Raw genomic sequence first — 24,790 nt, forward strand, 5'->3', positions numbered from 1 at the left:
TCTAGAAAGCATACGAAAAGGCGATAATCGCATTCGTGCCGGCAAGGAAGTTTAAAACTCCGCGCACGTTTTTATCTTCTTCACGGGATGCGCTGTACAAGTTCACCGCCGCAATCAATGAATGCGTCGCGATTTTGATCCAACGGGTTTTATTGCGTTCTTCTTTTTCTTTTTCTAAGAAGCGACGTAAAAGTTCTGCCTTTTGCGCCGAAGTTAAAGGCGCCCCTTCCACTGCATAGTAGAAAGAATTGTACTCGTTGCCATTCCAATAACGATTGGCCCCGTAACCTACGGCTGCCACCCCAACGGACTGAGCAATGGCATAAACACCACGACTGAAAGAATCATCCGAGTTATAGTAACCGGCAACACCACCTAAGGTCGCGATCGCACCGCTGATCATGTAGCTCATGCCGGTCACGCGGTCTTCTTTTTGGCGCTCTCTCATGTACTTATTAAAAGAATCCCATTGTGCCGGGCCTTCGTAATAATTCAAATCCGAGCTGTATGCATGAGCTTGCAAGCGGCACAGACTAAAGAGCACTAAGAGGAGGACCATCAACGTATATCTCATAGGACAAACCCCAATTCGAGATACACGGTTTGCAATTGATCCTGCTCGCCGACAAGGTTTTCAAATTTCTTACGCCAGTAAGTCAGGCCACCGTTCCAGCCATCATAGTGCAACAAGAAGCCCGCAGAGTATTCATAAGCTCCGTAGCTGGCTAATGCTTGCATGGCGCCCAGCTTGTAAGAAGCCCCGATACGAGGCATCTCTTTCGCCTCTTCGATATAAGAATTAAACAAAAAATCCACTCCCAATTCGAGTTCGCCCATGCCGACTGGTGGACGTACCGAACCCGCTAAATGCCAGTCAGGGCTTGTTGAAAGCTCGTCGTACTTTTTATCAACCAGACCCGCATTTTTAATCGTAAGTCCCACTTGCGGTTTCCATGGTTTTTCTTCGAAAGAATAAAGAACGCCGGGCTCTATATACAGAGCTCGTTGAGTTTTAGAATCAAAATTGTCATTACCACCCGACGCCAGCGCATCTGTCAGTGTAAATTCGCTTAAGATAAACTTGCGATCCACCGCACGCAGTTGCAGACCCCAATAGAAATTATCTTTTACGAAGCTTGCAATTTGCCCGGATAAGCTCTGCTCTTGGCCCGCATACAAAGTGATAACAGGTAGAGCCGAGTTGCGAATAAGGGAATAATAAAACAGACGATAAGGTGAATACCCCAAACCCCACGTTTCACGAATGAAACTTGCTTGGATATTTGCTTCCATCTCGGCGCTAGCTTTTTGATTAAAAAGACGCTCAACAGTTCCTTCGTCCCCAGTACCATCTAAAAGCTGACTGACGTCTCGGACATAGGAAACATTGTTTCCAAAAAAGAACTGTGTCTGAAACTGACTACGCCGATCTTTTGCAGTGAAAGCTGGATTGCACGGCAGGCCTTCGATCAGCGCGTCCATTCCAAAACAGACGTGACTAAGACTGCGGCTGGTAAAGTTAGAGCCACCCATCGAAATAGCTCTTGGCACTTCTAAAGCAGAAGCTTGCAAAGTCACTAGCAATAAGAAAAGTCCTACCCAGATTTTCATTGGCAGGTCCTTTTCTTACGAAGTTCGGTCACGGCATCCAAAGTCGTCGCGTAGACTGCTTGGACAACGGCGCGAGCGTCTAGAAGCTCTTCGCTATCTTCAGGATAGGCGATACTTAGATCCGTCATGGTTTCTGAAAGATGATACGAAATCGGTGTCAGCCATTTCAGAAGAACTTCAAAGTCAAAACGACACAAGACTTCGATACGTCCTGCGATCACATCTTCAATCGCTTTATTGAAGTCAGTCCAAAACTGCGCAGATGCCGTTACGTAGGATTTAAAAAGAATCAGATTTAAAATGGCGCGATATAGACGGCCACCTGGAGTTTGTACCATCGACAAAGTATCCACAGCGATTTTCAGATCGACCAACGCCTGACCTTGTACAACGGGGATCGAATCCACGCGGTCCTTGTAACGATCCCACACGGCCAATGTGTTGACCAAGCCACCGAGGGCTTTCATATCACGAGGGTCGATGTCACCTTTTGCTTGTTTTGCGATTTTTTGTAGGCTCTCGGCGGTGCCGGTCATCTTCAAGCTTTCCGCAGGAACCAAAGGAGCCTTAAAGCCAACGACGAATCCCCAGTACTGCTCAACGCGAATACCACCACGGGCCGCATACGCCGAAGCCAAGGCCACCTTCACCTGAGGGCGTGGGTCCTGGACCGCCAACTCTTGCAGTTTTTGAATGGCTTGGCCATAGTCCCCCTTGTCGATGAGCTTGTAATTCTCATCGAGAGGATCTCTTGGTGCTTCGTTCCGGTCTTTTTGACAGCCCGAAAACATAAGCAAAATGGCTAAGGCCCCGAGGGCGGTTTTTAACTGGTTCTTCATTTGGCGTAATACCCCGCTTTGCTATAAGCAATGTAAGGGCCACCTCTAAATGTACTGATTTCCACGACAAAGCCCCCCAGCCTGTAAGGACTACAAGCCTGGCCACGGAATCGTCACTCTGCCGGGTTCTCGTGGATCTTCCCGGGCCCTTCTCAAGTTGAGAAGGGGTTAAAATAAATTGTCTGTTTACCCCCACGAATACGACCGAAAAGTCCTATGAGGAGCACACATGAAGGGCAACTTGCTTGACACCCAGAACGACAAACCAACAATCGCCTTTGTCGATGATGAAGCAGAAATCACAGAAGTCTACTCTGCTATTTTGTCAGAGCACTACAAAGTGCTGACTTTCAATCAACCAGAAGAGCTTTTGAAGTTTCTCGAGTTTCATGAGGCTTGTCCGTTTGAAGTCCTCATCACGGATTTGAAAATGCCAAAGATCAGCGGCTTGCAGCTCATCGAGCGCGCTCATCAAAAAGGATTTCAATTTCCGTCGCTGCTTCTGTCTGGGTACTTGGACAAAAGCAACCTTATGACTGCTGTCGGTAGCGGCGTTTTGCGTGTTATTGAAAAGCCAGCAGATATATCCCGTATTCTACAGTGCGTGGAAGAGCTGATGAACGAAGCCCGTTTGATGAAAACCCGCCGTCAGATTCACGAGATTATGCAAAAGTTGCGAGAGTCTTATTCTCACATCCGCATGCTTTTGGGTGACGAATTGGAAACTTACACGATCGACAATGACAGCAATATGGAAATTTTGTTGGAGTCTTTAGAATCGCGCCTAGATTTTCTTCTGAAAGCCGAAGAAAATTTAAAACTCAAAAGCCAGGCAACGAAAAAAGTCGTCTAAAATAAAAAACCCACATCTTTTCAGACGTGGGTATTAATTCAGCTACTCGAATGAGAGCTTAGAGAGAGTTCGTTAAGAACTACTCCAAGTGCTTCAACGTGTTGTCGCCACCGATGTAGAAAGTCTCAGCTTGTTCTACGTGGTTCATAACAGTGTCAACAGACCACTTCATCAACAATTGCATACCAGCAACTGGATCTTCTTTAGAGCCAGTGTTGAATACGCTTGGTACTTCTGCAGAAGCGTTGAAAGTGAAACCCCAAGAAACGTTCACGTCTGCAGGCATGATAGTCGCATTAGTGATGTATTTACCTTGACCGTTAACAGAGCCACCAGCTGTGAAAGTCACGCGGTAAGCGAAATCAACTACTTTCATGCCATAAGCATTTTCGTATTGTACGCGGTAAACTTTAGATTGAGGAATTTGCCAACCAGAAAGGTCAGACCAGCATTGAACGCCTTTTGGAAGAGCGTTTGCAGTGTAAGCTTGAACGTTAACAACAGGGCGACCAGTTTCAACAACAGCCCAGATTTTTTTACCCAAATTGATAACTTGATCGATGATCACTTCAGCTTGATCCAATACGCCCAAGCCCAATTCTGGAGCTTCACCAGCGAAAGTAACCATGTTGCCGTTAGTGCCGTTGTTTGCACCAGTGTTGCAGTTCTCATAAAGACCTGCTTGTGCGAAAGTAGTTGCACCGAACTTAGCATCGTATTGCTCAGTAACATCAGTGCGAGTCATTTTTGTAAGTTCGAAATATTTTGCGTCGATTTTGTCAGCGGCTTGAGCGTTGATTGCCAAAGCTGTAACAAACACTAGAGAAAGAAGTTTCATTTAAGCGTCCCCCTGTTTGGTTTGCAGCTTTCTAACAGGGGATCGCAAATTTTCAATCTCAAAAATAATGATGCCTTGTATTAAATAAGCTTATTATCCAGGCAGGTCGCTAGTTTAAGGGCGCCAGGTGAAACTAATCATTGGGAAGATCCAAGATTTCGTAGCATCCGTTGAAGATTCTACCCCACTGACAGTTTTCGTCGCATAGGTCGCGGCATAGTAATTCAAGCTCACACCAATGTAAAATTTATCATCTCGGATCGGAGCTTGGAACGAGAACTGTCCAAATAGGCTCGTTCCTTCCCAGGTTTCGTTAGTGCTGCCTGAGGTGTAAGTTCCCTTGGCGATGTAGCCGTACGCAACCGTCGTGCTGAAAATGCCGTTCTTGTCGATATTCCAGCGCAATGCCGGTCCGATATCAAAAGACGAATAAGTCGTGTTCGTACTGTCCACAGAACCCGTTTGGGAAATACCTAGAACAGTCCACCCAACGGTCCACTGCATTTTGCGATCTATGTTGAAGAGAAAATTTGCATTATAAAAATACTGCGTGCTTGAAGACTCCGCATCCGCATTCAAAGTATCTGCAGAATAAGTAAATCCCAAATCAATCAACGCTTCCGCAAATACCGAAGACGAAATCATTAGACTTGTAAAAAGTAGAACTAGAAATCTCATTACTAGATTTATCGGCATTCGAGCCGCAGCCTTAGACACGACCAGAGACTAGAATCATGAGTTTAGGAGCGCCTTTTTAAGAGAGCGCCATAGAAACCATCAAAGCCTTCACGATGAGGCAGAGTATGCAACTCCTCGACCAAACTCCAATCTTGTTTGTTGTGTTCGAGGAACTTCTTCACCTGACGTTCGTTTTCAGCAGGCATCAAACTGCAAGTGGCATAGACTAACAATCCACCTGGCTTCACCATCTGCGAATAGTTTTGTAGGATCTCTGATTGCAAAATCAGAATCTTTTGTACTTCTTCAGCAGTTAGTTTCCATTTTGTATCAGGATTGCGACGAAGGACTCCGAGCGCAGAACATGGCACATCCAAAAGCACCCGATCCGCACTTTTTTCAAGACTCTTGATCACTTTGTCAGAGTCAATCACACGAGTTTCGATGATGTCGACATGGTTACGGCGTGCACGTTCTTTCAAGCTTTCCAATTTCCAAGCATGCACGTCCATAGAAATAATTTTGCCACGATTTTTCATCAGTGCCGCAAGGTGAAGACTTTTGCCCCCGCCTCCTGCACAAGCATCAATGACTTTCATACCGGGCTCTGGACGCAAAAGCGGCGCCACCATTTGCGAAGCACCATCTTGAATTTCAAAAAGTCCCTGCTTAAAACTTTCGCTCGACGCCAGGTTTTTTCTTTCTAAAAGTTTTAAACCTGCATCCAGCTCCGAAACGGGTGTAACGGCGATTTCTTCGCCTTTGAGTTTGCGAAGAAGCTCCTCACGAGTTCCACACAGAGTATTAGCGCGCAAAAAGACTTCCGCGGGTTGATTCATGGCGTGCAGGATCTGATTCCACTCCTCGCCGAACTCTTGACGACCGTACTCATACAGCCAATCAGGAACAGACTCTCGAATCGCGACCGAGGAAATACTCTCTTTGCGAGCCGCAAAATTCTGCGTATCGAATTTTTTAGTTTCTTCCCACTCTGGCAAAGTGCCATGGGTGTCATAGCACCACGCAGACCAAATCTGCCAAACGGCGGCTGTATCAACAGCGGTTTTTGTCGGATCAAAACCCGCAAGCGCCCCCAAATAACGCCACCAGCGTACGATTTCGTAAACGCTTTCTGCGAAAAAACGACGATCGCGGGCGCCCCACTTCCTTTGGTTTTTGAAGGTGCGCTCGATCACTTTGTCGGCATAACGATTTTGCGTAAAAATCTCCACCACGGCCTGAACAATATGTTCAACCAAATGACGGTGAAATTTTGGCGAAGATTTTTTTTCGCTTAGAATGTGAATACCGCTCCTGCAGACAGGAAGGTGCCGTTAAATTGGCCCGAGTTCCAAAGCTGCAGGTGGTTTTTTAAACCAGTCTCGATGAAAAATCCAGCGTTCTCGAAGACATCAAAAAAGCGTGCTCCAGCAATCAACTGATAGTCCAAAGTCAATGAGGCTTCATTGTCTGTCTGCCGGAAGAAAACCCCTGGCCCCGCACCAAAACCGAAGTACAAAGGAAACTTCGAGCTCGCATCTGGGAATGTAATCAACGGCAAGATCGACATTTTCAAAGGTTTTTGTTCGCCAGAACCTGCGACTTTAAATTGAATAAAGTCGATGCGTAGATTCAGGTCCATCGAGTTTTTCCACTCGCCCACCCGGTAAGTAAGTCCGCCGGTAAAGTCGCCGACGTCCTTTTGCTTGCTCGGAGTGCCCCATTCATAGGCAGTTGAACTCATCATTTTGCCGAAATGCAAAGCCAAGTAATGATCCGTCGGACCTGAAGATGCCGCAGAATTACCAACATACGAGCTGGCCTTAGCCCCTTGCTCGTCTTCCTCCTGATCCGGAGTACGTTGTCCGAAGTATTTTGACGCAGCTCCGCGCCCTACACGAGGGGCTCCTTGAGCCTCCGCGAAACCTTGAAAACCCAACAAAACAATCAGAAATGGCAGAATAGTTCTCATTCTTTAATCATAAGTGGATGACTCTTGTAGTCAATAAAGGCTTTTCTAGAGGCCTTTATTGACGCCGCTTTCCGAGCTTTCGTACTCTAGGAAAAGTAGAAGAAACGAGACTTTAGACCATGAAATGTCCTTATTGTGCTCATAGTGACGACAGAGTTTTAGACACACGTGTGCAGAAAGACGGCTCGATCCGACGTCGTCGCGAATGCCTCGAGTGCAAAGCTCGTTTTTCGACACTAGAGACACTCATGGTGAGCTTTCCGTTTGTAATCAAAAAAGACGGACGCCGCGAACCCTTCAGCAAAGAAAAAATCCTTAAAGGTCTTCAAGCAGCCTGCCAAAAGCGTCCTATCAGCCTCGCTCAAATCGAAGCTGTGGTGGAAAGAATTGCAACTTGGATTGTGAGCCGCGGAGAGAACGAAATTCCTGCCCGTTTGCTGGGTCTTCGTGTTATGACAGAGCTCAAACAACTGGATGATGTGGCTTATATTCGCTTTGCAAGCGTCTACCGTACCTTCAAGGATGTTCAAGAGTTCGTAGAAACTCTTGAAGACATGGAGATGGCAGACATTGCCGATCCGAACAATCCACAATTGCCATTAACCTCTGTTAACTATTCTGGAAAGCCTGAAGACGATGAGAAGACAATCCCGGGAACTCGCACTACAAGTCCTCTTTCAAACTGAGTTTGCACCGCAAATTTCAAACAGCGATTTGATGGAGGTCCTTGGGGCTTCTATGGATCAAGAAGTTGTTAGTTATGCTGACGAAATTATTCGTGGCGTGCTATCCCGCAAAGCTGATATCGATTCGAAAATCCAAGCGGCAAGTTCTCATTGGAAAGTCGAGCGCATGGCGACGATCGATCGCAATATCTTGCGTGTAGCCACTTTCGAAATGCGCTTTTCTGCAAATCCTGTAAAAGAAAACATTGCGATTAACGAAGCTGTCGAAATCGCGAAAAAATTCGGTACGACAGAGTCCGCAAGTTTCGTGAACGGACTTCTCGATCAAATCGCAAAGGGCCATTGATGAACGTCTTGTCTTTGGCAAATGCTTTCAATCCCGGCTCGGATCTCTGGATCGTTCCAGATCTTCAAAGCTGCCGTTGGACACAGAAGCTAGACTGGTATTTGAATTTTCAAATCATCAAGAACCAAAGACATCTCAGCCCTGACACACGCAATTTCACAAAACTCATTCAGCGCGAAACAGGTCTTGAAACCTACGAGCTGAGTGTGCCGAAAGAAGCGCCTTTGATGATTACGTCCGAGGCCTTTTTCCCAAACAAGTGGGTCGTCGTTGTTCCGACGTCACCAAACTTTGGACTGTGGGTGCGTGAAGCCTCCGCTATCTGGGAAAACCTCAAACATCCATCGTTGCGAATTTTTCTTCCAACTGGACAAAATGCCGGGTCCTTTCAAAAGGAGTGGCAAAAACACCACAGCTTCGAAGATTTCACACTCGTGCTTGATTAATTTCCTCAAAACCGAGGAAAATAGTCTTATATGAACATCATCACACACCTCCAAAAGCGCATTGAATCCATTCTTGATCATGACCATGACGTTCCCAGTGAAGAAGTTCTTCTTGCGAAGAAAAATTTCGAAGCTTTGACGGACCCTCGCTTGTTGCGTGGACTTTCTGAAAGTCTTCCTAGTGACAGCACTGATAAAGCCGTCATTTTGTTTTCTCGTTTGGCTTTGTATTTTGATGCCGGCGTTTTCTTAGAAGCAGAAAAAAATCTGTGGGAGCCACAAGCGCACTTTCACCACGGATACGTGCAAGTTTTGAAAAGTGCACAGAAGAAAAAAATCTCGTTGCCGAAAACGGATTTGATGAGCGTCCTTAGCACTGATGCAAAACCTATTTTGCAAAAAATGGGTTTGCAGATTTTAGACCCTGATCAAAAAACCGTGTGCTTGTTTTTAAGACCCGGTACCGACTTCGCCTTTTTGCTTTTCTCTTCTCTGCCCGATTTGTGGCTGAAAGAACATGTACGCCTTGTTACTGAGGCTATTCACAGAGGAATTCATAACGAATGACAACTTGGACGATTTATATTCTCTCTGACGGAAGTGGTGAGACTGCAGCAACTATGATCCGTGCGGCGTTGGTGCAATATACCAACAAGGATATCAATATCGTCCGTTGTAAAAACGTTCGTACTGAATCGCAAGTGGAATCCATCATTGATGAGTGCTTTGAGCGCCGCGGGTTTATTGCATACACCGTTGCAAGCCCCAGCATGCGTAAAAAAATTCACGAGCTCGCGACCAGCAAAGGTATTCCCTCTTTTGACCTCTTGGGCCCATTGCTGAACACTTTGGATAGTTTTTTCGGCGCAACCAATATCAGCGGCGTGAACGTTCTTCGTACTGTTGACGATACGTACTTTAAACGTATCGAAGCAATCGAATACACTGTAAAACACGATGACGGAAAAACACTCAGCCACTTAGACAAAGCAGATATCGTCTTAGTCGGTATCAGTCGTACTAGCAAAACTCCTCTGTCAATTTTCTTAAGTCACAAAGGTTGGAAAGTTGCCAATGTCCCATTGGTACTAAACACTCCGCTACCCGAAGAGCTTTTCAAAGTGGATCAGCGTCGCGTAGTAGGACTCATCATTGATATCGAAAGTCTTCATCGCATTCGTAAAAATCGTTTGGAAAAATTTGGTCAAGATCCTGGGGGCGAATACGCCTCTGTTTCTCACATCATGAAAGAGATTGAATACGCACACCAGATTTTCAAACAGAACAAACGTTGGCCAGTCTTCAACGTCACAGAGCGTGCGCTTGAAGAAACCGCTGGCGAAATTGTCCGTATCATTTCGGCTCGCCTAGGCCTTCCAGACTCGGTCTTGTTCTAGGATTTCCTCAGGAAGTTCTCAAGAAAATCTACACGTGAAAATCCACAGGACCAATTTGTGCTCGGATTAGGGTGCTCCAATCATTTTTGATGTAGCCATCAAACATTTGGACACACACTATATTAGTAATGTTGATCGTGTTTTACCTATATCTCGTTTTAGCCTCACAGGCGCAAGCGCATACGCTCCCTTTCGCTTTCTGGAAAAAGATCCCTGTGGTTCACGTCGTTGTTATTACAACGACGGGAGCAAGCACGTGGCAAGTACCCGATGATTGGAATAACTCTGACAATTTCGTACAAGTCATCGGCGGTGGAGGCGGCGGCGGAACCGCCATTAAAGCCGGCGGCGGTGGTGCTGCTTACGCTCGAAAAAACAATATGACATTAACTGCTGGAGCTAACATCAACGTCTTCGTCGGAGCTGGCGGTGGCGTCGCTGGTAATGGCCAAGACACCTACTTCGTAGACGCCTCTACGTTGATGGCCAAAGCCGGATTAGGTACAAGTACAACAACCGGAGGCACCGGAGGCTCTGGCACCTCTAGTGTTGGCGATGTCAAATATAGCGGTGGTACCGGCGGTAACTCTACCGGCAGTAAAGCTGCCGGCGGCGGCGGCGGCGCTGGCGGCCCTCTTGGTGCTGGCACCAACGGCGGTATCTCTGGAAGCGATGGCGGCGGTGGTGGTGGCGCAGGCGGTGGTGGCACTACGAACGGAGCTGCAGGTACAAGCACCACCGGTGGTAACGGTGGTAGCGGCGGTGGCGCAGCTGCCGGTGGTAAAGGCGGTAATGACGGCCAAGCGGGATCTCCAGGGATAGCTGGAACCGATATGACTGCGACCCACGGCTCTGGCGGTGGTGGCGGTGGCGGCGGCGATGATGGTGTCGGCGGAAATGCCGGACTTTATGGAGCAGGCGGCGGCGGCGGCGGCGATGCCAGTGCAGGCAAAGCCGGTGCCCAAGGAATTATCGTTATTACCTATACGACGTATTAGGACGTGACGAGCAAGCTTGCATCACAGCAACGCCATCGCGAATGACTTCAGGGTGAACAAAACTTGTGCGCATCGACCACGAAATCACCCACTGATCCGCAAAGCTGAGTTCGCAGAAGCCCGTATCAACATAACAACCCAAATGACTTCGGAAACCTTCATCTTTGATTTGCTTGCAACTACGTGGACCATTTTCAGAGAGCTCATTCATGGAATCCATCAAGCACACACGCACTCGACGAAGCCATGCATGCGCATCCACAGAGTATGTTTGCTCTGTATCCAAAAAAATCTGACAAAATTTAAAACCAAATCCCAGCGGATAACCACGCGGGCCACACGGCTGTTGTTTTTCTTGGCAAACATAGAAGGCGCAGGAATTCACATCCGGCGTACAAACTTGAGCTTGGACGAACATTGGAATCCAAAAAATAAAAAATGCCAGGGCCTTCACCGGTCTTAGTACTCCTACAATCCAAGCATATTTAGCTAAGGTCCTTTGAATTGCAATTCCCCTGGAAATCCTCGAAATTTTTTCATCAAATTCCAGGATCTTTCGTGCAACAATACCGGGATGAAATGGGTATTACTTTCTCTTCTTAGCTTTACGATCTTTTTGGGTTGTCAGAACTTCCGCTACTATGATCCGGCGAAGCCCCACCGTAGTAAGGATCAGTTTCTGAATAACTATGACAACTCTCCAAAATCCAGCGTTTGGAAATGGCAATGGGAACGTTTGACGACCAACGCACCACCTGAGCCTCCATTTCAGCCAGAGATTCTGAAAACCGACACTGCCGCACTGTCTGCGAATCGTGATAAAACCAGCTTTACGTGGGTGGGACACTCTACAGCTCTGCTGCAGTTGGAAGGCGTGAATGTTTTGATTGACCCGGTTTTCTCAGAACGAGTTTCACCGGTCAGTTTTTTTGGACCAAAACGTGAAGTTCCTCTGCCCTTTGAACTTGCGGCACTTCCGCCCATCGATGTGGTTTTGATTTCTCATGCTCACTATGATCACTTAGATCTGCCAACACTGAAAGCTCTGTACAAACGTGCCCCCGAGAAGACATTGTTTCTAGTGCCTCTTGGAATTCAAAGTTTGTTGCAATCAGAAGGTCTCAAAAATGTGCAAGAGGTTGACTGGTGGGAGCAAAAACAAATTCAGAATCTGACAATGACCTTTACGCCTGCACAACACTGGACACGACGTGGGCTGTTTGATACGAACCAAACGCTTTGGGGTGGCTGGTTCGTCGCTGCAAAAAAATTCAAATTCTTTTTTGCCGGTGACACTGGTTATTCGAAGGACTTTAAAGATATCCAGGCCCGCCTTGGCGACGTGGACTTAGCGATGCTTCCTATTGGCGCGTACGCGCCTCGTTGGTTCATGCAGAAAAATCACGTCAATCCCGAAGAAGCCGTACAAATCCATGAAGACCTGCACGCCAAACTTTCGATTGGCGTCCACTGGGGAACCTTTAGGCTGAGTGACGAGCCCATGGCAAAACCCGCCGAAGATTTGCAAGAAGCTCTGAATAAAAAATCTATTTCTGGAACATTTCGCGTGATGAAACATGGGGAAAGTATTTACTTTCCCAACACCCCGCCGTTTTAGGCTTTTTCTTGAGTCGCAATAGTTTGATAAAGAATCTCTGCCAACTGACGTGCTTCCGAAGTTTTACGGAAGTAATACGTCATATCGATTTCGTAGTGGAACTCTTTCACATGCACGTGGTTCAAACGACCTGAGCGCACCTGCTTACGAATCGAGTGCGCCGGCAAAAATCCCCAACCAAGTCCCGATTCGATCACACGCTTCAAAGTACCCACATTTGACGACTCAAAGATAGCTTTTGGACTAATCCCAGCACCACTCATGAGTTTCTGCAGTTTTTGATTAAAGCCCGGGAACTCATCCACGAAATTTACCATTGGAAAATGGCTCAGTTCTTTCGCGTTGATCTGAGCTGGAATATCCGTTTCTTTGCCAGATACCACCAACCACATTTCTTCTTTCAACAAAAACTTTTCTTCGACGTTATCAAGCTCTAAACCAAACTCTTCTTGTAGCTGCGGTAAAATCAAAACGTCAAACTGCCCTTTTTTAAAGGCTTTCACTAACTCTTCACCAGGCTTGTATTCCACTTTGATTTGCAAATCTGGATTATGGCGCATAAGTCGTCCCATCAAGGGGCTCATGATGTGAAGACCGATCGAGTTCAATGTACCGATACGAATTTGTCCTTTAAGCTCCGCACCTATCGATTTGATCGCAATCTCTGCCTGCTGTGCTAATTGCAAAATTTTACGAGCATGCTCATACAAGACCTCGCCCTGAGGACTTGCCTTGATTTGACGAACCCCACGAACCAAAAGCTCGACACCTAGATCTTCCTCTAGGTTTCTGATTTGCTGACTAACAGCTGGCTGAGTGAGATAAAGCTTATCAGCAGCGGCTGTCATGCTACCTTCACTGATGACGGTTACAAAAGTCGTAAGCTGATAAAGGTTCATCATGGGGTTTTCTCCTTTGATCAGAGGATTATTTTTACTTATACTGTCCTAAATCACGAGCGAGGTTCAAATCATGAAATTTCAACGCTTCAAATATCCTCTGATGGCATTGCTGTCTATCTTACTCACAAGTACCGCTCACGCCAAAGTTTTTCGTAATGCCTACATTTCATTCGAGCTTCCACAGTCATGGAATTGCAGCTTGGAACAGACCGAATGGGTTTGCCGCAGTGAAAACACCAAAGATGCCAAAGAAGCCATCATCATTCTGACTGCCAAAGAAGTAGGCCCTTCGGACTCTATGCAACAGTACGAAGCCCACTTGAACACGCCTATTGGCATTAATCTGAAAACCGGTGGATCTGCCGAGTCTAAAATCGTTTATAAAGCGAAAACCGTGCAAATCAACGACCAGCCATGGATTGATGGCTTACATATGAGCAGTGAAGTTCAAAACTACTTCACCCGCTACCTTGCAACAATCAAAGGCCGCATCGCGGTCCTCGTTACCTTCAGTGCGCACAAACAGTTCTACACCAAATACAGCCAAGACTTCTTCAAAGCGGTTATGAGCTTGCGCGTGATTGAAACTAAAAACATCGGCAATAATCCCGACTTTGGTCCAATCCGCCCTGGCAGTGGTACTTTCGGCCCTGGAAGCTTCCAGAATGCTATGCCTACGGATATGGTGAATCCGGAAGACATGAATGGTGCCAACGGCAAAGGCTCTGACAAAACTCTCCTCCTTGCAATTGCTCTGATCCTTGCAGCTGCTGGCGGCTACATCTTCCTTAAGAAACGCAAGAAGAAGTAATTCCTCTCTTACATTAAGTCTTTCTCGAAACGAGCTCCCTTACCGAGCTCGTTTTTTTTGTCCTCTGCTCGTCTCGAAGCTCCTTGGTCCGTGCGAGGATTTGAAGGAGTGGGAGAGGGGCTTTGGGCTCTTCCCGTCGGGGGTCGGCCTTCCGGGCCTTCGCAAGCGCCACGCCTTCGGCGTGGTTCGCGCCATCCAGGCGCCGCTTGAAGCCCCCTTTGGTAAGAGCCCAAAGCCCCTCTCCCACTCCTTCAAATTTTCTTCGTCCTCTATCCCCTTTTAGTTCGCTCTTTCGTTTTCTTCGTTCCTGATCTTGTGGTCATTTTGTACGTGTTTTGGCCTGTGGTTTTTGTTTTCTTCCTTTTTTTTGCCTCCCTTATTTGTTCTCTGTCTAAGATTTTTGCAGTCTTCGTCCTTCTAATTTCAATTAGGTGGTTTTAGGGTTGGCTTCTTCCTTGCTTGGTTGTGCGCTTGGTGAGGTTCGTATGTCGTTGAAAACTTGTTTTTTTGGCCTTTCTCTCATTATTAGTAGCTCTCTTTCTTTTGCTGCTGAGCCGCTTTCGCAAGGCTCTGAGGCTTCTGATATTATTCTTACTACGCTTGCTCATGAGGCTAAATCTGCTGACATTCTGACCTCTTCTGATCCTTCTCTTGCTAATCAAGAAATCACTCTTGTTTATGATCCTAAAGACTTTGATGGTGTTGTCGATACAGGCTCTAAAGAAGAGCTTTTGCGCGCTCTTCGCGCTGAAATGGCTGCTGCCAAAGACGAGAAAGCTCTTCTTGTTCCTAAGGCGCCGCAAACTGAAGAGCAGCTTGAGAAATTAGCTGCTTTGTCTGAACACGACGTGCAGTCTTTCCTTGGTAAAAAGCAGAAGTTTTTAGAGCGCATGGCGAAGGTTCTTACTTTCTTCCATTTGAAAACAAAATTAGTGAACAAAGTGTTGGCTGAAGTAAATACTAAGTTCTATAACTCTGCCCGTTTGATCGCAGGTAGTAACTCTGCGGGCGTGACTGTCATGTTCTCTCTTTCTGGTGGTTTGGCTCTTCCTAAAAAGATTATGTCAGCTTTGCAAGGCCGCGCTCTTGGAAAACTGATTCCTAAATCTGGTGGGTTCTTCTATCTCGTTGGTTTTGGTGTCGGAGTCTCTCGTCACGTTCAACCTAACGGAAAACCGAATTGGGTGCTTGAAGCTTTCATGGATACAGAGCGATTGAAGTCTACCATTACTGGGATCGTCGAGATTTCTGGAGCTAGCACCTTTGGCGTCGTCTATGAACTTCGCGAAGGAAAATTCAAACAACAACAAAGCGAAACAACTTATGGTGGCTTGGCTGGCGTTTTCCGCCAAGGCCCTAATCAGTTTGGTTGGGCAGCTTCCTTGGGCATGAGCCTTCCTCCCGGAATTGGTTCAGTCATTGTCTACACGGATCAAAGCACGCGTCGCTATCTAGCGCGCATTGATGTTTCTAATTTCACCGAAAAATATCTCGAGAATACACAGAGTATTTTCTTGTCTTGGATGGATAGAACGGGCCTCAAGAAAGTTAAGCCCGTTTGTGCAGGTATCTTCTAAAAACTACTTCCACGCCTGTTGCAAAAGACCACTCTCCTTTGCAACTTGAAGCCAGCGGTCTTTATTAGGTCTTAGGATCAACATATTCACGAGCCCCACTGCTGCAAAAAGCAAAAATGGCTTGATATCGCGACACTCCATCCCCAGCACCACACCATAAACGGTGATGGATTCGCTCAGAGCCCACGCGACAATATTTGCAGTCATGCTACTAGTTATAAGAGCTTTTTCGTCAAGATTCTGCCCATTGTTTTTGGCAATCCGTAGGGCGCCTCTAAAAATCATTTTTGGGAGCACATGAGTAACTACCAAAGTCACCATAGCAACACAGCTCAAAGGCAACAAGAGCGGAGATTGTTGCCAACTTGCCAAGGCTCCTTGCTCTGCGACTTTGTTAACCACTACCCCATAAATTCCGTGAGTCAAAAGAAGGGCTCCCCAAACAATCCATTGAACTTGGTACGTAGATTTTGCCGTAGCTTGCTGTGCTGGTTGCATATTCTATTTCGCTTTCTCGATCTTAGGTTTGTAAGTGGACAATTGGTCTGCGACTTTCTTTTCGTCAGCGTAAACCAACACACGCAGATTTTTTGCATCCAAGTGTTTTTGAATCGCAATGTTTACGTCATTCAAACTTAGCGCTGCAACATTCTTGTTAAAATCTTGCAGATAGCTGAGTGGAACTCCATAGAAGTTCAAAATCAAAATATTGTAGGCCAAACGATCTGCCGTCTCGATCGCGCGTGGGAACTGTCCTAAAAGTTGTTCTTTTGCAGCATTGAACTCTTTTTCATTCAAACCCTTCTCTACGAACTCAGAGAATAATTTGAGACTCTCATCCACGGTTTTACCAACAGTTTCATTCTTAGTAAAAGTATTGATCACAAAAGGACCGCGGTCTGCGCGTGAATCAAAGTATGAATAAATAGAATAGGTCAAACCAAGATCATCGCGAATGTACTGATTCAAACGGCTGCCGAATTCTCCACCGAGCGCTACGTTTGCCAATCGAAGCTTCAAGAAGTCCGGATCATTACGGCGAATACCGAATTCTCCGATACGGATTTGCGCTTGCTGCAAACCCGCCTTGCTCAAGAGTTTCATGTCGATTCCCTGAATCGGCTTCAACTCTGGCGTACTGAAGTCACGAATAGGTTTCCCCGTCCATTTCTTAAAGGCCTCTGCCACTTTACTTTCGAAGTCCTTCGTCACACGACCTACAACAGCTAACTGCGAATTGTTCGGGCGGTAGTTGTTCAAGTAATGACGGATGATATCTTGTTTTGTGATTTTGCGCACGGACACTGGAGTGCCCGAAACATCATTGGCATATGGATGGCCCAGAAAAAGAAACTCATCAAAAGCGTCATTGGCATAGTTTGATGGGTTATCAACCTTCTTTTGCTGCTGAGCTATAATCTGCGATTTAGCGCGAGCCACTTCCACGTCCAAGAACGCCGGATTCATAACGATGTCTGAATAAAGTCCCAACATCTTCTCCGAAGTATTCACCAACGCGTCCATCGAAATCACTGTAAAGTCATTTCCAGACTCGATATTAATTTCAGTGCCGAGTTGTCCTAATTCGTCCGCCAGTGCCATGGCATTTTTAGTTTGCGTCCCTTGCTCTAACAACTGAGATGTCAGGTTATTCAAACCCTCTTTCCCTGCAGGATCTTGGCGAGATCCCACTTTTGCCAACATCGTCATGCTGACACGCGGAAGCGAGTTATCCGTGATAAAAACGATTCTTAAACCGTTCTCTAATTGCACTTCACGCATCGGACGGAGCTTAAATTGACCGCCGTTAGAGACGACAACAGGAGCCGCCGGTTTTTCGCTTTTTGGAGCTTCCGCTTTTTTGTTAGATCCCGCACAACCGACCAAAGAAGAAAGGATAATCAGATTCAACGCGTTTTTCATTTGGAATGAGCTCATGGTTTATTCCTTCTTTGCTTTCGGCTCTAGGACGGCGATCGTTCTTTGCTTCTGATTCAAATACTTATTGCAGACATCTTTGATTTGTTCTGCAGTCACAGCATTGTACTTATCCAAATCTTTGAAAAGGCTCTCATAAGAACCCGTCACAATTTCATTCACAGCTAAGGCACGCGCCTTGCCATCGACAGTCGTCAAACCATCTACTAGGTCTTTCATGACTTGAGTCTTAGCTTTGGCAAGCTCTTCATCAGTCACAAGTTTGTTTCTAAGTTTCCAAATTTCTTGGTAAACCAGTTCCAAACTTTCTTGCATCGCAGTTTCCGGTTTTAAATTCACACCCACCGCGAAAACACCACCATCTTGCATGGTCGAATTGTAAGAGTACGCAGAGGTTGCAGATTGTTTCACGTAAACAAGACGCTTGTGCAAACGGCTAGAACTTCCATTTCCTAGAATATTTGCAGCAAGGTCCAAAGCGTACATGTCTGCATGATTGTTAGGAACGGATTTGAAAGCCACAGTGAATGAAGTGCTTTGTACATCTTTTTTAAGACTCACGTTGCGCTGAGAATCCTGGTCCGGCTCTTTAGGATATTCTTTGCGCGGCATCGGACGATACGAAATCGGACCGTAGTACTTTTCAATCAATTTTTTAGCTTCAGAAGTTTTAAAGTCCCCTGCCAAAACCAGAATAGCATTATTAGGGACATAGTAGATATTGTGGAAATCACGAAGAGTATCGACTTTGTATTCAGAGATGTCTTTCATCGTTCCAATCACCGGCCAACGGTAATTTGAAAGTTTATAGACCGTCCCCATCACAGTTTCCATCAAAAGACCCATTGGATTGTTGTCGACGCGCCAGCGGCGCTCTTCTTTAACGACTTCTCTTTCGCTGAGAAGATCCTCAGAGTTCAACGTCAAATTGCTCATGCGATCTACTTCGATTTGCATCATCATCTCAAGCTTAGAGCTTGGCAGACTTTGATAAAAACCTGTGTAGTCGTAGGTTGTAAACGCATTATTGACGATGCCGTTTTCATGAAGAAGACGGTCAAAGGATTTGCCTGGATAGTTTTTAGAACCTTTAAACATCATATGCTCAAGCATATGAGCTGAACCCGTAATCCCCGGAGCTTCGTCACGAGAACCGACCTTGTACCAAGTATGATAAGAGATCAATGGAACCGAGTGATCTTCGTGCAATAAAACTGTCAGGCCGTTTTGCAGCTTGTATTTGGTCACCGGAAAGTTGATTTTCAGATTGTCTTTCTCTTGCGCCAAGGCCAGAGACGCAACGAAGAACACGCAGGAAAAAATAAGGTGTTTCATAAGGGACTCCCAATATCTTTTTATTGTAGGAGGTCCCGTTTTAAAGGCAAACAATTTACATGGAACCCGGCCACCGGGCTAAGGGCTGATCTAGACGCGAGACTTTTTACTGTACGACGAAATCAGAGAAGAAAACGTCTTTCACAATACCTTCACTAAGGATGCTGTTTACTTCCATTGCGATCGTGTCTTTCAAGAAGAGTTTCCCCTGAATGCTTTCAAGGTCCGAGAATGTTTTTTCATTCAACACGCGGACAATTTTATCACGGGCTTTAGCACGGCTGTCAGGACTCATGATCTCTTCATAGCCTTCTTTGCCGAGCATCTGCAGACTGAGTTCCAATTGAATGGTTCTTTTAGGCTCGCCGCCTAAATTCACCGTGAACTTATCCATCGTAAAAATGTAGGGAGCATAACGTTCGTCTTCTGACTTGGAAGACATCTCTGTTTCCAATACTTCTTCCGTAAGCTTTGGACTGTGCCAACCCAGGGTGGAAGCATAGACCATGTAAGCACCACCACCGATAACGATGAAGTTAAACACCGCAAAAACCGCGGTTAAGATCATCCCCATGTTTTTCGGTTTAGCTTCCGTCTTTTCTTCTTTTGCCTGAGCCATAAAGTCCTCGTTTCAGCGTTTTTCTTGGCTTCTCTTAAGACTTTTATCGGCTTTCGTGACCAAGGTCTTAACAACCTTAGGCGAGCTTTCGGTTAAAAAATTTGGTTCTTTTCGTCGAAGGTTTAAACAGGTCCCTTTTTCCCTCTCGAGAGTTGACAAAAAGCAGGGAAAATCCGTCTAATAGACCTATATGAACAGAAGAATCTGCACGGGCATTATTTCATGCATTGCTGTTACTGTATCTTGGGGCCTTGCTTCGTCTCCGGCATTTGCAGCGGAAGAAGAAACCGTTTCTCAAAATAAGACAAATGCAAACCTGCTACCTTCTGACCTTTTGCAAATCTCTAGTACCGACGCTTTCAGCAAATACGTTTTCCTTGTAGATAAAAGCGAGCGCCACCTTGCGGTCTATGAACGTAAAGGCGAGACTATCGAAAAAATCCTCGATGTTCCTTCAGACATCGGCAAAGCCACCGGCAACAAAAGCAAGCGCGATGACCACCGCACTCCTGAAGGCATTTACTTCTTCGAAAAGAAATTAGGCCAGCCTGAAATTCCATTTAATCTTTATGGCAATATGGCTTTCACGACGGACTATCCAAACATCTTTGACCGTCGCGAAAGTAAAACAGGTTCTGGCATTTGGTTGCATTCAATTCCAGATACGGTTCCATTGACTCGAGGCTCTCGTGGTTGCGTAGTTGTTCGTAATGATGTGATCACGAAACTTAAAGAGTACATCAAGCTTAAAGAAACTCCGATTTTGATCTTCGACAAAGTGAACTATGTTGCGAAGGAAGAACATGACAAGCGTCGTGTTGCTTTAAATGAGTTCATCGAAGGTTGGAGAAAATCGTGGCAGTCGCAAGACATCGAAGCTTACATGAAGTACTACGACGAAAAATTCGTGGCTCCGGGCTTTAACTTCGCTACCTGGAAGAATCATAAGAACAGATTGAAGGGCCTTTATAAGTTCATCAAAGTTGAGCTTTCCCAGCCTTTCTTGCTACTTCATAAAGATCAGCTGATCGTAAAAACCTTCCAAAGATACGAATCAAATGGTCACACCGACTTCGGGGTAAAGACCCTTCATGCGGTTAAAACTGACTCGGGGTATAAAATTATCCGTGAAGATTGGACTCCTGTCCGCGACAACCTGGCTGCAACCACTCAGAACCCACAACCCGCCGCCCCTACCAACTAGTTTATTGTTGATAAGCCTCTCGAATCCTCCTAGAAGTGGGACTTTTCACCCACTGGGAGGATTTATGAAATTCGTTGCGGCTCTTTTACTGACGGCTCTAGGCTTTCAGGCTCATGCTGGTAACATTAACGACTACATTGGTGTTCATGCCCAAGAAATCCAAAGCAAGGAACTTCTTCGCCTGCAAACAGTTGCGACTGACATGGTTCGCTTGGAAGGGCTTTCTAAAGAAGAAGGATCTTGTGGCGATGTCATTACTTTCAAAGGCCCTACAGGGTATCGTAGCGCTGAAAACATGCAGCTTTGGATTCATGGCATTGCCACTGAATTAGGGACCATCAATCTTGACGAAGACATCAAGCTCTTCCCTGCTCCGATGAGATACAGCGATCTTCGCTTGAAGGTTACGATCCTCGCTGACAGAAGCATGTTGTCTTATGATGTTAAAAACGTCGAAGAATTCACTAAAGAGATTTATAGCGCCATTCAACCGGCTAAAGATCACTACTTCTTCTTTGGTGACTATTTGGATACCGAGACTGGCTGGATGACAGCGATGGTCTTCGTGAAAATCTCTTCAGGCGAAGCCGTTTTTATCTCTCATAGCAGCCGCTGCTACTAAGTAAATTTGTTTTGAATTGAGACTTGAATCCGGAGCCATAAGCATCCGGATTTTTTTTGGCCTCAACCACACGCCTTGTGAATGTGTTGCTACTAAAAAAGCTGCAAATTAAACCAAAAACAAAATCCTATTTCTTGAAACGAACAAGTCTCTGCCAACGTCTTCCCCTTAATGACACTCAATCGGGGGAGGGGCCAATGAAACGACTTATTTCTAAGGTGCTCATTTTAGCCATGACATCCTTGTTCTCACAAAAGGTCTTGGCGCAAGCAAGCAGTATAGCGCCAGGGTTTAGCGGATACGTTGAGTATTTTTCAGCGGAATCTGAATCAGCAATAAAACAATTTGGCTGCCTACCAACAGATCTGCAACTTGCTAATATTGGTTCTGCAGGTCTTAACTATGCTCAATTTATTCATGCCTCAGGCGCACTCGCAAAAGGACAATCTGTCGAGTTTACTCAGACGATTTGCAATGCAGACGGACTCACATTCTCGGGGATTGAGTACACAGCTATGGTTTTCTTTCGCGGTGATTTAAAAGGACAAATAATCAGTCCTTCCGGCCAAGTGATTGACCTTCATTACTACAATCGTATCAGCAACCACTGGCCTACGAATCAGCTCTTACAAAACGAAGACTTGAGACCTGGCTATGGAAGCCTTCCATATGGCTACATCAACCGACTCGAGCGCGGAACTTGGCGCCTACGCCTGACCGCTGGAAAAAGAGGGGCCGTCATCCCACAAATCGTCTGGGGCGGAAACTCGAACTTTCCGTGGAAATAATGTGGTTGCGATCATCGCATTAAAATAAAAAAGCCTCGGGAGACCGAGGCTTTTTTATTCTTAAAACTCTGTTTTAGAGACTAGTGCTCTTGGGTCTCGTCGTGAGTGTCATCGTCAGAGCTAGAAAGCTCTACGTTGTGGCCCATATCTGGAAGAGATTTCAAGTGAGCTTCAAGCTCTTCGCGAGTCAACTGACCGTTGTTGATGTACCATTCGGTCAAACGTTTATCGAACTTCAGATTCTTCATCGCTTTATCTAAAGACATGAGTGGCTCCTTATTAATGAGCAATTATATATAAGAAATTAGTTCCAATATCTAGGACCATTATCCGATTTTTTCGGATTTTCATTATCCACTACCAGACGGAGGTTACGACCCTTTTTCTTGCTCTTTTTAAAGTTCTCGTAGTTCTTCCAACGGCTCATAAGCAACAAGGCAACATATCCCGAAGCCAAACCACCAAGATGGGCCAAATAAGCCACTTCCCCGCCACTGACGCCTGAAGTCAGCATAGAGCCGATCTGAACAGCCCCCATGATCATCACGAAGTAACGCATTTTCATTGGGAACAGCATAAAGAAATAGATAATGCGCTCGCCGAACAAGATCCCTTGAGCCAGCATCAAGCCAAAGACGGCTCCAGAGGCGCCAAGCACCGGAATCATCAATCCTGCTTGCGAGCCCGTCGCTGCAGCGTAAACACCCATGCCCAAGCAATAAATGACCGCTGCCCCTATCCCCGTAAAGAGATAGAAGAACAAGAAGTACTTTCCGCCCCAACGTTGCTCAAGCTCGGCCCCAAAGAACCACAACATCAGCATGTTGAATAGGATATGAGTCAACTGCATCGAGTGCAGGAACATGTAGGTGAAAAGCTCCCACACACGGAATTCAAAAATCACTCGAGCTGGAACAAGACTTAGAAAGTTTGTGAAAGGAACTTTGAAAAAGCCTTCGACCAAAACTTGGAAGACAAGCCAGATACCAACATTCACAATAAGAAGCCACTTCACCATCGGCGTCAACGGAAGGGCCATGCTCACTTGAGGTCCACGATTCACAGAAAACTCCCTTGTTATCGTGCCTTTCTAAAATACCCTAAAAGTCGATCGTACGTCTGCTCCAGACTTTCAACAACGACTTTGGTCTCGGCAATCAAAGGAAAAAAGTTAAGATCCCCCGCCCAGCGCGGAATGACATGATAGTGCAGATGCTCAGGAATTCCCGCACCGGCGGCAGCCCCATGATTAAGCCCGACGTTCACCCCACCCGGCTGATAGGCATCTTGCAGAACCTTCATCGCCAAACGAAGAGTATCATGAAGATCGTAGTGCGCGTCTTTGCTGAGCGACAAAAGATCACCTTCATGCTTTAGCGGGATCACCAATAAATGGCCGCTATTGTACGGAAATTTATTTAACACCACCATAGAGTGTTTAGATTTATAAATACAAAGTGTATCAAACGACTCTTCATTTTTAGCGGCATTACAAAAGACACAGCCCTCGGGCTTTACTAACTTGCGAACATATTTAAAGCGATCCGGTCTAAAGAGGACGTCCCGTTCCATCGGCCAGACTTCGCTATGAAGAGCGTCGGTAACTTTTAAAAAAAGCTCCGGTTTAGAGGCCTTTTTGGTCTTAGTGGCTTTTTTGCTCTTCGAAGCTGTCTTCTTTTTCGCCAAAAGATCCTCTATTCCCAAAATCCAGGCATGATCATCATTGGTTGATTCAGATACTGAGCGCGGAATACTTTACGCAAAGATGTTTCAACGGCCTTATCAGCACCTTTAGAAGTGAAAAACTTCACGGTCTCTTCTGCGCTGTTAAGATCGTCTTCATCTTGTTGCTCGAGAAGATCCCAGAAGCTTGGTTTTCTTTTTGGTGCTTCAAAGAGTTTATAATCGGTTCCTAAGTTCGCAGTTTGCGCCGCCAACTTCACAGCATCTTCCAACGTTCCAAGCTGATCGGCAAAACCAAGTTTTACCGCTTGAGCGCCCGTCATCACGCGACCATCAGCATAAGTGCTAACGACATCGTCCTTCAAACCGCGACCATCCATCACAGCTTGCTTGAACTGACCATACACATCGTTGATCAAATCTTGGAACAAAGCTTTTTCTTCGGGTCTCATTTGGCGATACTCGGCACCAGAGTCTTTGAATTTTCCAGAAGTGATCGAGAAGCGAGAGATCTTTGCCCAGTCATAAAGTTTTTCAAGATTTGCAAACTCCATGATGACACCGATTGATCCGACCAAGGCGCCTGGAGCAACAACGATCTTATCACAAGCCACTGCAGAGTAATACGCACCACTCGCAAGCAAGCCCGAAGAAGAACAAATGATCGGCTTTTTAGTTTCAGCCTTCACTGCCTTGATTGCTTCGTAGATTTCTTGAGAAGGACCAACCGCTCCGCCCGGAGAGTTGATGTTGATTACGATCGCTTTGATCTTATCTTCGTCTTTGTATTTTTTGAGTTTCTTAAGGAATTTTTTGCCGTTCATGATGACACCTTCAAGGTCCAACTGAAGGATGCTGTTTTTGGTCACGAACGCTGTGGTTTCATCGGCGCTCTCGCCAACTTTATCACTGGTCCATTTTACGATGCTAACCAGGCCCACAATAACAAGAACAACGACAATAAAACGTACGAAAGGATTTTTCATGGCGACTCCGTTAAGAATTTCAATCTTAACAGCCAAAAAAAAA

Annotated in this window: 30 protein-coding genes; 13 read left to right on the plus strand and 17 right to left on the minus strand. The window is 45.9% G+C overall.

The genetic code is table 11. From position 1 onward, the window contains the following. Nucleotide 1: 1 nt before the first annotated feature. Genes ACLWBB_RS15720 through ACLWBB_RS15730 form a run of 3 tightly spaced genes read right to left on the minus strand, consistent with a single transcriptional unit; the run spans nt 2 to nt 2,450 of the window. Nucleotides 2-574 carry a hypothetical protein gene (locus tag ACLWBB_RS15720; RefSeq protein ID WP_413288505.1) on the minus strand — a complete coding sequence of 191 codons (573 nt, stop codon included), beginning with the start codon at nt 572-574 and terminating at the stop codon, nt 2-4. Next, nucleotides 571-1,611 (minus strand): hypothetical protein, encoded by a 1,041-nt coding sequence (locus ACLWBB_RS15725; RefSeq protein ID WP_413288506.1) that lies wholly within the window; start codon nt 1,609-1,611, stop codon nt 571-573. The genes ACLWBB_RS15720 and ACLWBB_RS15725 overlap by 4 nt, the downstream gene beginning before the upstream one ends. Beyond that, on the minus strand, nt 1,608-2,450 hold the full coding sequence (locus ACLWBB_RS15730; protein WP_413288507.1) for a hypothetical protein: 843 nt from the start codon (nt 2,448-2,450) through the stop codon (nt 1,608-1,610). Before ACLWBB_RS15730 ends, ACLWBB_RS15725 begins: the two co-directional genes overlap by 4 nt. Nucleotides 2,451-2,679: 229 nt before the next feature. Between ACLWBB_RS15730 and ACLWBB_RS15735 the strand changes: the two genes are divergently transcribed. Further along, nucleotides 2,680-3,303 carry a response regulator gene (locus ACLWBB_RS15735; protein WP_413288508.1) on the plus strand — a complete coding sequence of 208 codons (624 nt, stop codon included), beginning with the start codon at nt 2,680-2,682 and terminating at the stop codon, nt 3,301-3,303. Between the two features lie 79 nt (nt 3,304-3,382). Here ACLWBB_RS15735 and ACLWBB_RS15740 read toward each other — a convergent pair whose 3' ends face one another. The 4 genes from ACLWBB_RS15740 to ACLWBB_RS15755 all read right to left on the minus strand — a co-directional run bounded on the left by ACLWBB_RS15740 (nt 3,383) and on the right by ACLWBB_RS15755 (nt 6,791). Further along, the gene (locus ACLWBB_RS15740) at nt 3,383-4,141 is read right to left on the minus strand and encodes a hypothetical protein (RefSeq protein WP_413288509.1); all 759 of its coding nucleotides are present in this window, start codon (nt 4,139-4,141) and stop codon (nt 3,383-3,385) included. A gap of 114 nt (nt 4,142-4,255) precedes the next feature. Next, nucleotides 4,256-4,819, minus strand: a complete 564-nt coding sequence (locus ACLWBB_RS15745) for a hypothetical protein (protein ID WP_413288510.1) — start codon at nt 4,817-4,819, stop codon at nt 4,256-4,258. Between the two features lie 62 nt (nt 4,820-4,881). Next, complete coding sequence (locus ACLWBB_RS15750) at nt 4,882-6,078, minus strand: RsmB/NOP family class I SAM-dependent RNA methyltransferase (protein WP_413288511.1); 1,197 nt, start codon at nt 6,076-6,078, stop codon at nt 4,882-4,884. Nucleotides 6,079-6,113: 35 nt separating this feature from the next. Beyond that, nucleotides 6,114-6,791 (minus strand): hypothetical protein, encoded by a 678-nt coding sequence (locus ACLWBB_RS15755; RefSeq protein ID WP_413288512.1) that lies wholly within the window; start codon nt 6,789-6,791, stop codon nt 6,114-6,116. A 119-nt stretch (nt 6,792-6,910) separates the two neighbouring features. On the opposite strand from ACLWBB_RS15755, the gene nrdR reads away from it, so the two are divergent. The 6 genes from nrdR (at nt 6,911) to ACLWBB_RS15785 (ending at nt 10,664) form a co-directional block, all read left to right on the plus strand. Further along, nucleotides 6,911-7,477: a transcriptional regulator NrdR gene (gene nrdR / locus ACLWBB_RS15760; RefSeq protein ID WP_413288513.1), complete on the plus strand. Its 567-nt coding sequence runs from the start codon at nt 6,911-6,913 to the stop codon at nt 7,475-7,477. Next, nucleotides 7,428-7,823 carry a transcription antitermination factor NusB gene (gene nusB / locus ACLWBB_RS15765; RefSeq protein ID WP_413288514.1) on the plus strand — a complete coding sequence of 132 codons (396 nt, stop codon included), beginning with the start codon at nt 7,428-7,430 and terminating at the stop codon, nt 7,821-7,823. Before nrdR ends, nusB begins: the two co-directional genes overlap by 50 nt. Further along, the gene (locus tag ACLWBB_RS15770) at nt 7,823-8,269 is read left to right on the plus strand and encodes a hypothetical protein (RefSeq protein ID WP_413288515.1); all 447 of its coding nucleotides are present in this window, start codon (nt 7,823-7,825) and stop codon (nt 8,267-8,269) included. The genes nusB and ACLWBB_RS15770 overlap by 1 nt, the downstream gene beginning before the upstream one ends. A 30-nt stretch (nt 8,270-8,299) precedes the next feature. Beyond that, nucleotides 8,300-8,836, plus strand: coding sequence for a GTP cyclohydrolase (locus ACLWBB_RS15775; RefSeq protein WP_413288516.1), 537 nt, complete (start codon nt 8,300-8,302; stop codon nt 8,834-8,836). Continuing rightward, nucleotides 8,833-9,666: a pyruvate, water dikinase regulatory protein gene (locus ACLWBB_RS15780; protein ID WP_413288517.1), complete on the plus strand. Its 834-nt coding sequence runs from the start codon at nt 8,833-8,835 to the stop codon at nt 9,664-9,666. The genes ACLWBB_RS15775 and ACLWBB_RS15780 overlap by 4 nt, the downstream gene beginning before the upstream one ends. 128 nt (nt 9,667-9,794) lie before the next feature. Beyond that, nucleotides 9,795-10,664 (plus strand): glycine-rich domain-containing protein, encoded by an 870-nt coding sequence (locus ACLWBB_RS15785; protein ID WP_413288518.1) that lies wholly within the window; start codon nt 9,795-9,797, stop codon nt 10,662-10,664. Here ACLWBB_RS15785 and ACLWBB_RS15790 read toward each other — a convergent pair. Further along, nucleotides 10,645-11,082 carry a hypothetical protein gene (locus ACLWBB_RS15790; RefSeq protein ID WP_413288519.1) on the minus strand — a complete coding sequence of 146 codons (438 nt, stop codon included), beginning with the start codon at nt 11,080-11,082 and terminating at the stop codon, nt 10,645-10,647. The genes ACLWBB_RS15785 and ACLWBB_RS15790 overlap by 20 nt on opposite strands. Nucleotides 11,083-11,238: 156 nt before the next feature. Here ACLWBB_RS15790 and ACLWBB_RS15795 point away from each other — a divergent pair, with 156 nt between their 5' ends. Further along, a complete protein-coding gene (locus ACLWBB_RS15795) occupies nt 11,239-12,282 on the plus strand; it encodes an MBL fold metallo-hydrolase (RefSeq protein ID WP_413288520.1) in 1,044 nt (347 codons plus the stop codon). Here the strand turns inward: ACLWBB_RS15795 and ACLWBB_RS15800 are convergent. Beyond that, on the minus strand, nt 12,279-13,184 hold the full coding sequence (locus tag ACLWBB_RS15800; protein WP_413288521.1) for a LysR family transcriptional regulator: 906 nt from the start codon (nt 13,182-13,184) through the stop codon (nt 12,279-12,281). The genes ACLWBB_RS15795 and ACLWBB_RS15800 overlap by 4 nt on opposite strands. Nucleotides 13,185-13,254: 70 nt before the next feature. Between ACLWBB_RS15800 and ACLWBB_RS15805 the strand changes: the two genes are divergently transcribed. Both ACLWBB_RS15805 and ACLWBB_RS15810 read left to right on the plus strand, forming a co-directional pair. Next, nucleotides 13,255-13,995 (plus strand): LPXTG cell wall anchor domain-containing protein, encoded by a 741-nt coding sequence (locus ACLWBB_RS15805; RefSeq protein WP_413288522.1) that lies wholly within the window; start codon nt 13,255-13,257, stop codon nt 13,993-13,995. A gap of 485 nt (nt 13,996-14,480) precedes the next feature. Continuing rightward, entirely contained in the window at nt 14,481-15,572 is a 1,092-nt protein-coding gene (locus ACLWBB_RS15810; RefSeq protein ID WP_413288523.1) for a hypothetical protein, read from the plus strand. 3 nt (nt 15,573-15,575) lie between these two features. Here ACLWBB_RS15810 and ACLWBB_RS15815 read toward each other — a convergent pair whose 3' ends face one another. From ACLWBB_RS15815 to fliL, 4 genes are all read right to left on the minus strand, one after another. Continuing rightward, the gene (locus ACLWBB_RS15815; RefSeq protein WP_413288524.1) at nt 15,576-16,070 is read right to left on the minus strand and encodes a hypothetical protein; all 495 of its coding nucleotides are present in this window, start codon (nt 16,068-16,070) and stop codon (nt 15,576-15,578) included. Nucleotides 16,071-16,073: 3 nt separating this feature from the next. Beyond that, nucleotides 16,074-17,510, minus strand: a complete 1,437-nt coding sequence (locus tag ACLWBB_RS15820) for a M16 family metallopeptidase (protein WP_413288525.1) — start codon at nt 17,508-17,510, stop codon at nt 16,074-16,076. Nucleotides 17,511-17,513: 3 nt separating this feature from the next. Beyond that, nucleotides 17,514-18,845 (minus strand): M16 family metallopeptidase, encoded by a 1,332-nt coding sequence (locus ACLWBB_RS15825; RefSeq protein ID WP_413288526.1) that lies wholly within the window; start codon nt 18,843-18,845, stop codon nt 17,514-17,516. A gap of 106 nt (nt 18,846-18,951) precedes the next feature. Then, on the minus strand, nt 18,952-19,464 hold the full coding sequence (gene fliL / locus ACLWBB_RS15830; protein WP_413288527.1) for a flagellar basal body-associated protein FliL: 513 nt from the start codon (nt 19,462-19,464) through the stop codon (nt 18,952-18,954). 190 nt (nt 19,465-19,654) lie between these two features. Here fliL and ACLWBB_RS15835 point away from each other — a divergent pair, with 190 nt between their 5' ends. From ACLWBB_RS15835 to ACLWBB_RS15845, 3 genes are all read left to right on the plus strand, one after another. Beyond that, nucleotides 19,655-20,668, plus strand: a complete 1,014-nt coding sequence (locus ACLWBB_RS15835; RefSeq protein ID WP_413288528.1) for a L,D-transpeptidase family protein — start codon at nt 19,655-19,657, stop codon at nt 20,666-20,668. Between the two features lie 64 nt (nt 20,669-20,732). Next, on the plus strand, nt 20,733-21,290 hold the full coding sequence (locus ACLWBB_RS15840) for a hypothetical protein (protein ID WP_413288529.1): 558 nt from the start codon (nt 20,733-20,735) through the stop codon (nt 21,288-21,290). A gap of 197 nt (nt 21,291-21,487) precedes the next feature. Further along, complete coding sequence (locus tag ACLWBB_RS15845) at nt 21,488-22,078, plus strand: hypothetical protein (protein ID WP_413288530.1); 591 nt, start codon at nt 21,488-21,490, stop codon at nt 22,076-22,078. 80 nt (nt 22,079-22,158) lie between these two features. On the opposite strand, the gene ACLWBB_RS15850 is transcribed toward ACLWBB_RS15845, so the two are convergent. From ACLWBB_RS15850 to sppA, 4 genes are read right to left on the minus strand one after another with little or no spacing between them, the layout of a single operon-like run. Further along, nucleotides 22,159-22,344 carry a hypothetical protein gene (locus ACLWBB_RS15850; protein ID WP_413288531.1) on the minus strand — a complete coding sequence of 62 codons (186 nt, stop codon included), beginning with the start codon at nt 22,342-22,344 and terminating at the stop codon, nt 22,159-22,161. 38 nt (nt 22,345-22,382) lie between these two features. Then, a complete protein-coding gene (locus ACLWBB_RS15855; RefSeq protein ID WP_413288532.1) occupies nt 22,383-23,141 on the minus strand; it encodes a rhomboid family intramembrane serine protease in 759 nt (252 codons plus the stop codon). A 14-nt stretch (nt 23,142-23,155) separates the two neighbouring features. Continuing rightward, nucleotides 23,156-23,764, minus strand: coding sequence for an HIT family protein (locus ACLWBB_RS15860; protein WP_413288533.1), 609 nt, complete (start codon nt 23,762-23,764; stop codon nt 23,156-23,158). A gap of 8 nt (nt 23,765-23,772) precedes the next feature. Then, complete coding sequence (gene sppA, locus ACLWBB_RS15865) at nt 23,773-24,747, minus strand: signal peptide peptidase SppA (protein WP_413288534.1); 975 nt, start codon at nt 24,745-24,747, stop codon at nt 23,773-23,775. Between the last annotated feature and the right edge of the window lie 43 nt (nt 24,748-24,790).

The sequence above is a fragment of the Bdellovibrio sp. HCB337 genome (genome assembly GCF_047302465.1).
Taxonomy (GTDB): Bacteria; Bdellovibrionota; Bdellovibrionia; order Bdellovibrionales; family Bdellovibrionaceae; genus JACMRP01.

Coding starts and splice junctions, on each gene's coding strand:
- ACLWBB_RS15720 (WP_413288505.1), bottom strand. CDS start 574: ATGAGATATACGTTGATGGTCCTCCTCTTAGTGCTCTTTAGTCTGTGC.
- ACLWBB_RS15725 (WP_413288506.1), bottom strand. CDS start 1,611: ATGAAAATCTGGGTAGGACTTTTCTTATTGCTAGTGACTTTGCAAGCT.
- ACLWBB_RS15730 (WP_413288507.1), bottom strand. CDS start 2,450: ATGAAGAACCAGTTAAAAACCGCCCTCGGGGCCTTAGCCATTTTGCTT.
- ACLWBB_RS15735 (WP_413288508.1), top strand. CDS start 2,680: ATGAAGGGCAACTTGCTTGACACCCAGAACGACAAACCAACAATCGCC.
- ACLWBB_RS15740 (WP_413288509.1), bottom strand. CDS start 4,141: ATGAAACTTCTTTCTCTAGTGTTTGTTACAGCTTTGGCAATCAACGCT.
- ACLWBB_RS15745 (WP_413288510.1), bottom strand. CDS start 4,819: ATGAGATTTCTAGTTCTACTTTTTACAAGTCTAATGATTTCGTCTTCG.
- ACLWBB_RS15755 (WP_413288512.1), bottom strand. CDS start 6,791: ATGAGAACTATTCTGCCATTTCTGATTGTTTTGTTGGGTTTTCAAGGT.
- nrdR (WP_413288513.1), top strand. CDS start 6,911: ATGAAATGTCCTTATTGTGCTCATAGTGACGACAGAGTTTTAGACACA.
- nusB (WP_413288514.1), top strand. CDS start 7,428: ATGAGAAGACAATCCCGGGAACTCGCACTACAAGTCCTCTTTCAAACT.
- ACLWBB_RS15770 (WP_413288515.1), top strand. CDS start 7,823: ATGAACGTCTTGTCTTTGGCAAATGCTTTCAATCCCGGCTCGGATCTC.
- ACLWBB_RS15775 (WP_413288516.1), top strand. CDS start 8,300: ATGAACATCATCACACACCTCCAAAAGCGCATTGAATCCATTCTTGAT.
- ACLWBB_RS15780 (WP_413288517.1), top strand. CDS start 8,833: ATGACAACTTGGACGATTTATATTCTCTCTGACGGAAGTGGTGAGACT.
- ACLWBB_RS15785 (WP_413288518.1), top strand. CDS start 9,795: ATGTTGATCGTGTTTTACCTATATCTCGTTTTAGCCTCACAGGCGCAA.
- ACLWBB_RS15790 (WP_413288519.1), bottom strand. CDS start 11,082: ATGTTCGTCCAAGCTCAAGTTTGTACGCCGGATGTGAATTCCTGCGCC.
- ACLWBB_RS15795 (WP_413288520.1), top strand. CDS start 11,239: ATGAAATGGGTATTACTTTCTCTTCTTAGCTTTACGATCTTTTTGGGT.
- ACLWBB_RS15800 (WP_413288521.1), bottom strand. CDS start 13,184: ATGATGAACCTTTATCAGCTTACGACTTTTGTAACCGTCATCAGTGAA.
- ACLWBB_RS15805 (WP_413288522.1), top strand. CDS start 13,255: ATGAAATTTCAACGCTTCAAATATCCTCTGATGGCATTGCTGTCTATC.
- ACLWBB_RS15810 (WP_413288523.1), top strand. CDS start 14,481: ATGTCGTTGAAAACTTGTTTTTTTGGCCTTTCTCTCATTATTAGTAGC.
- ACLWBB_RS15815 (WP_413288524.1), bottom strand. CDS start 16,070: ATGCAACCAGCACAGCAAGCTACGGCAAAATCTACGTACCAAGTTCAA.
- ACLWBB_RS15820 (WP_413288525.1), bottom strand. CDS start 17,510: ATGAGCTCATTCCAAATGAAAAACGCGTTGAATCTGATTATCCTTTCT.
- ACLWBB_RS15825 (WP_413288526.1), bottom strand. CDS start 18,845: ATGAAACACCTTATTTTTTCCTGCGTGTTCTTCGTTGCGTCTCTGGCC.
- fliL (WP_413288527.1), bottom strand. CDS start 19,464: ATGGCTCAGGCAAAAGAAGAAAAGACGGAAGCTAAACCGAAAAACATG.
- ACLWBB_RS15835 (WP_413288528.1), top strand. CDS start 19,655: ATGAACAGAAGAATCTGCACGGGCATTATTTCATGCATTGCTGTTACT.
- ACLWBB_RS15840 (WP_413288529.1), top strand. CDS start 20,733: ATGAAATTCGTTGCGGCTCTTTTACTGACGGCTCTAGGCTTTCAGGCT.
- ACLWBB_RS15845 (WP_413288530.1), top strand. CDS start 21,488: ATGAAACGACTTATTTCTAAGGTGCTCATTTTAGCCATGACATCCTTG.
- ACLWBB_RS15850 (WP_413288531.1), bottom strand. CDS start 22,344: ATGTCTTTAGATAAAGCGATGAAGAATCTGAAGTTCGATAAACGTTTG.
- sppA (WP_413288534.1), bottom strand. CDS start 24,747: ATGAAAAATCCTTTCGTACGTTTTATTGTCGTTGTTCTTGTTATTGTG.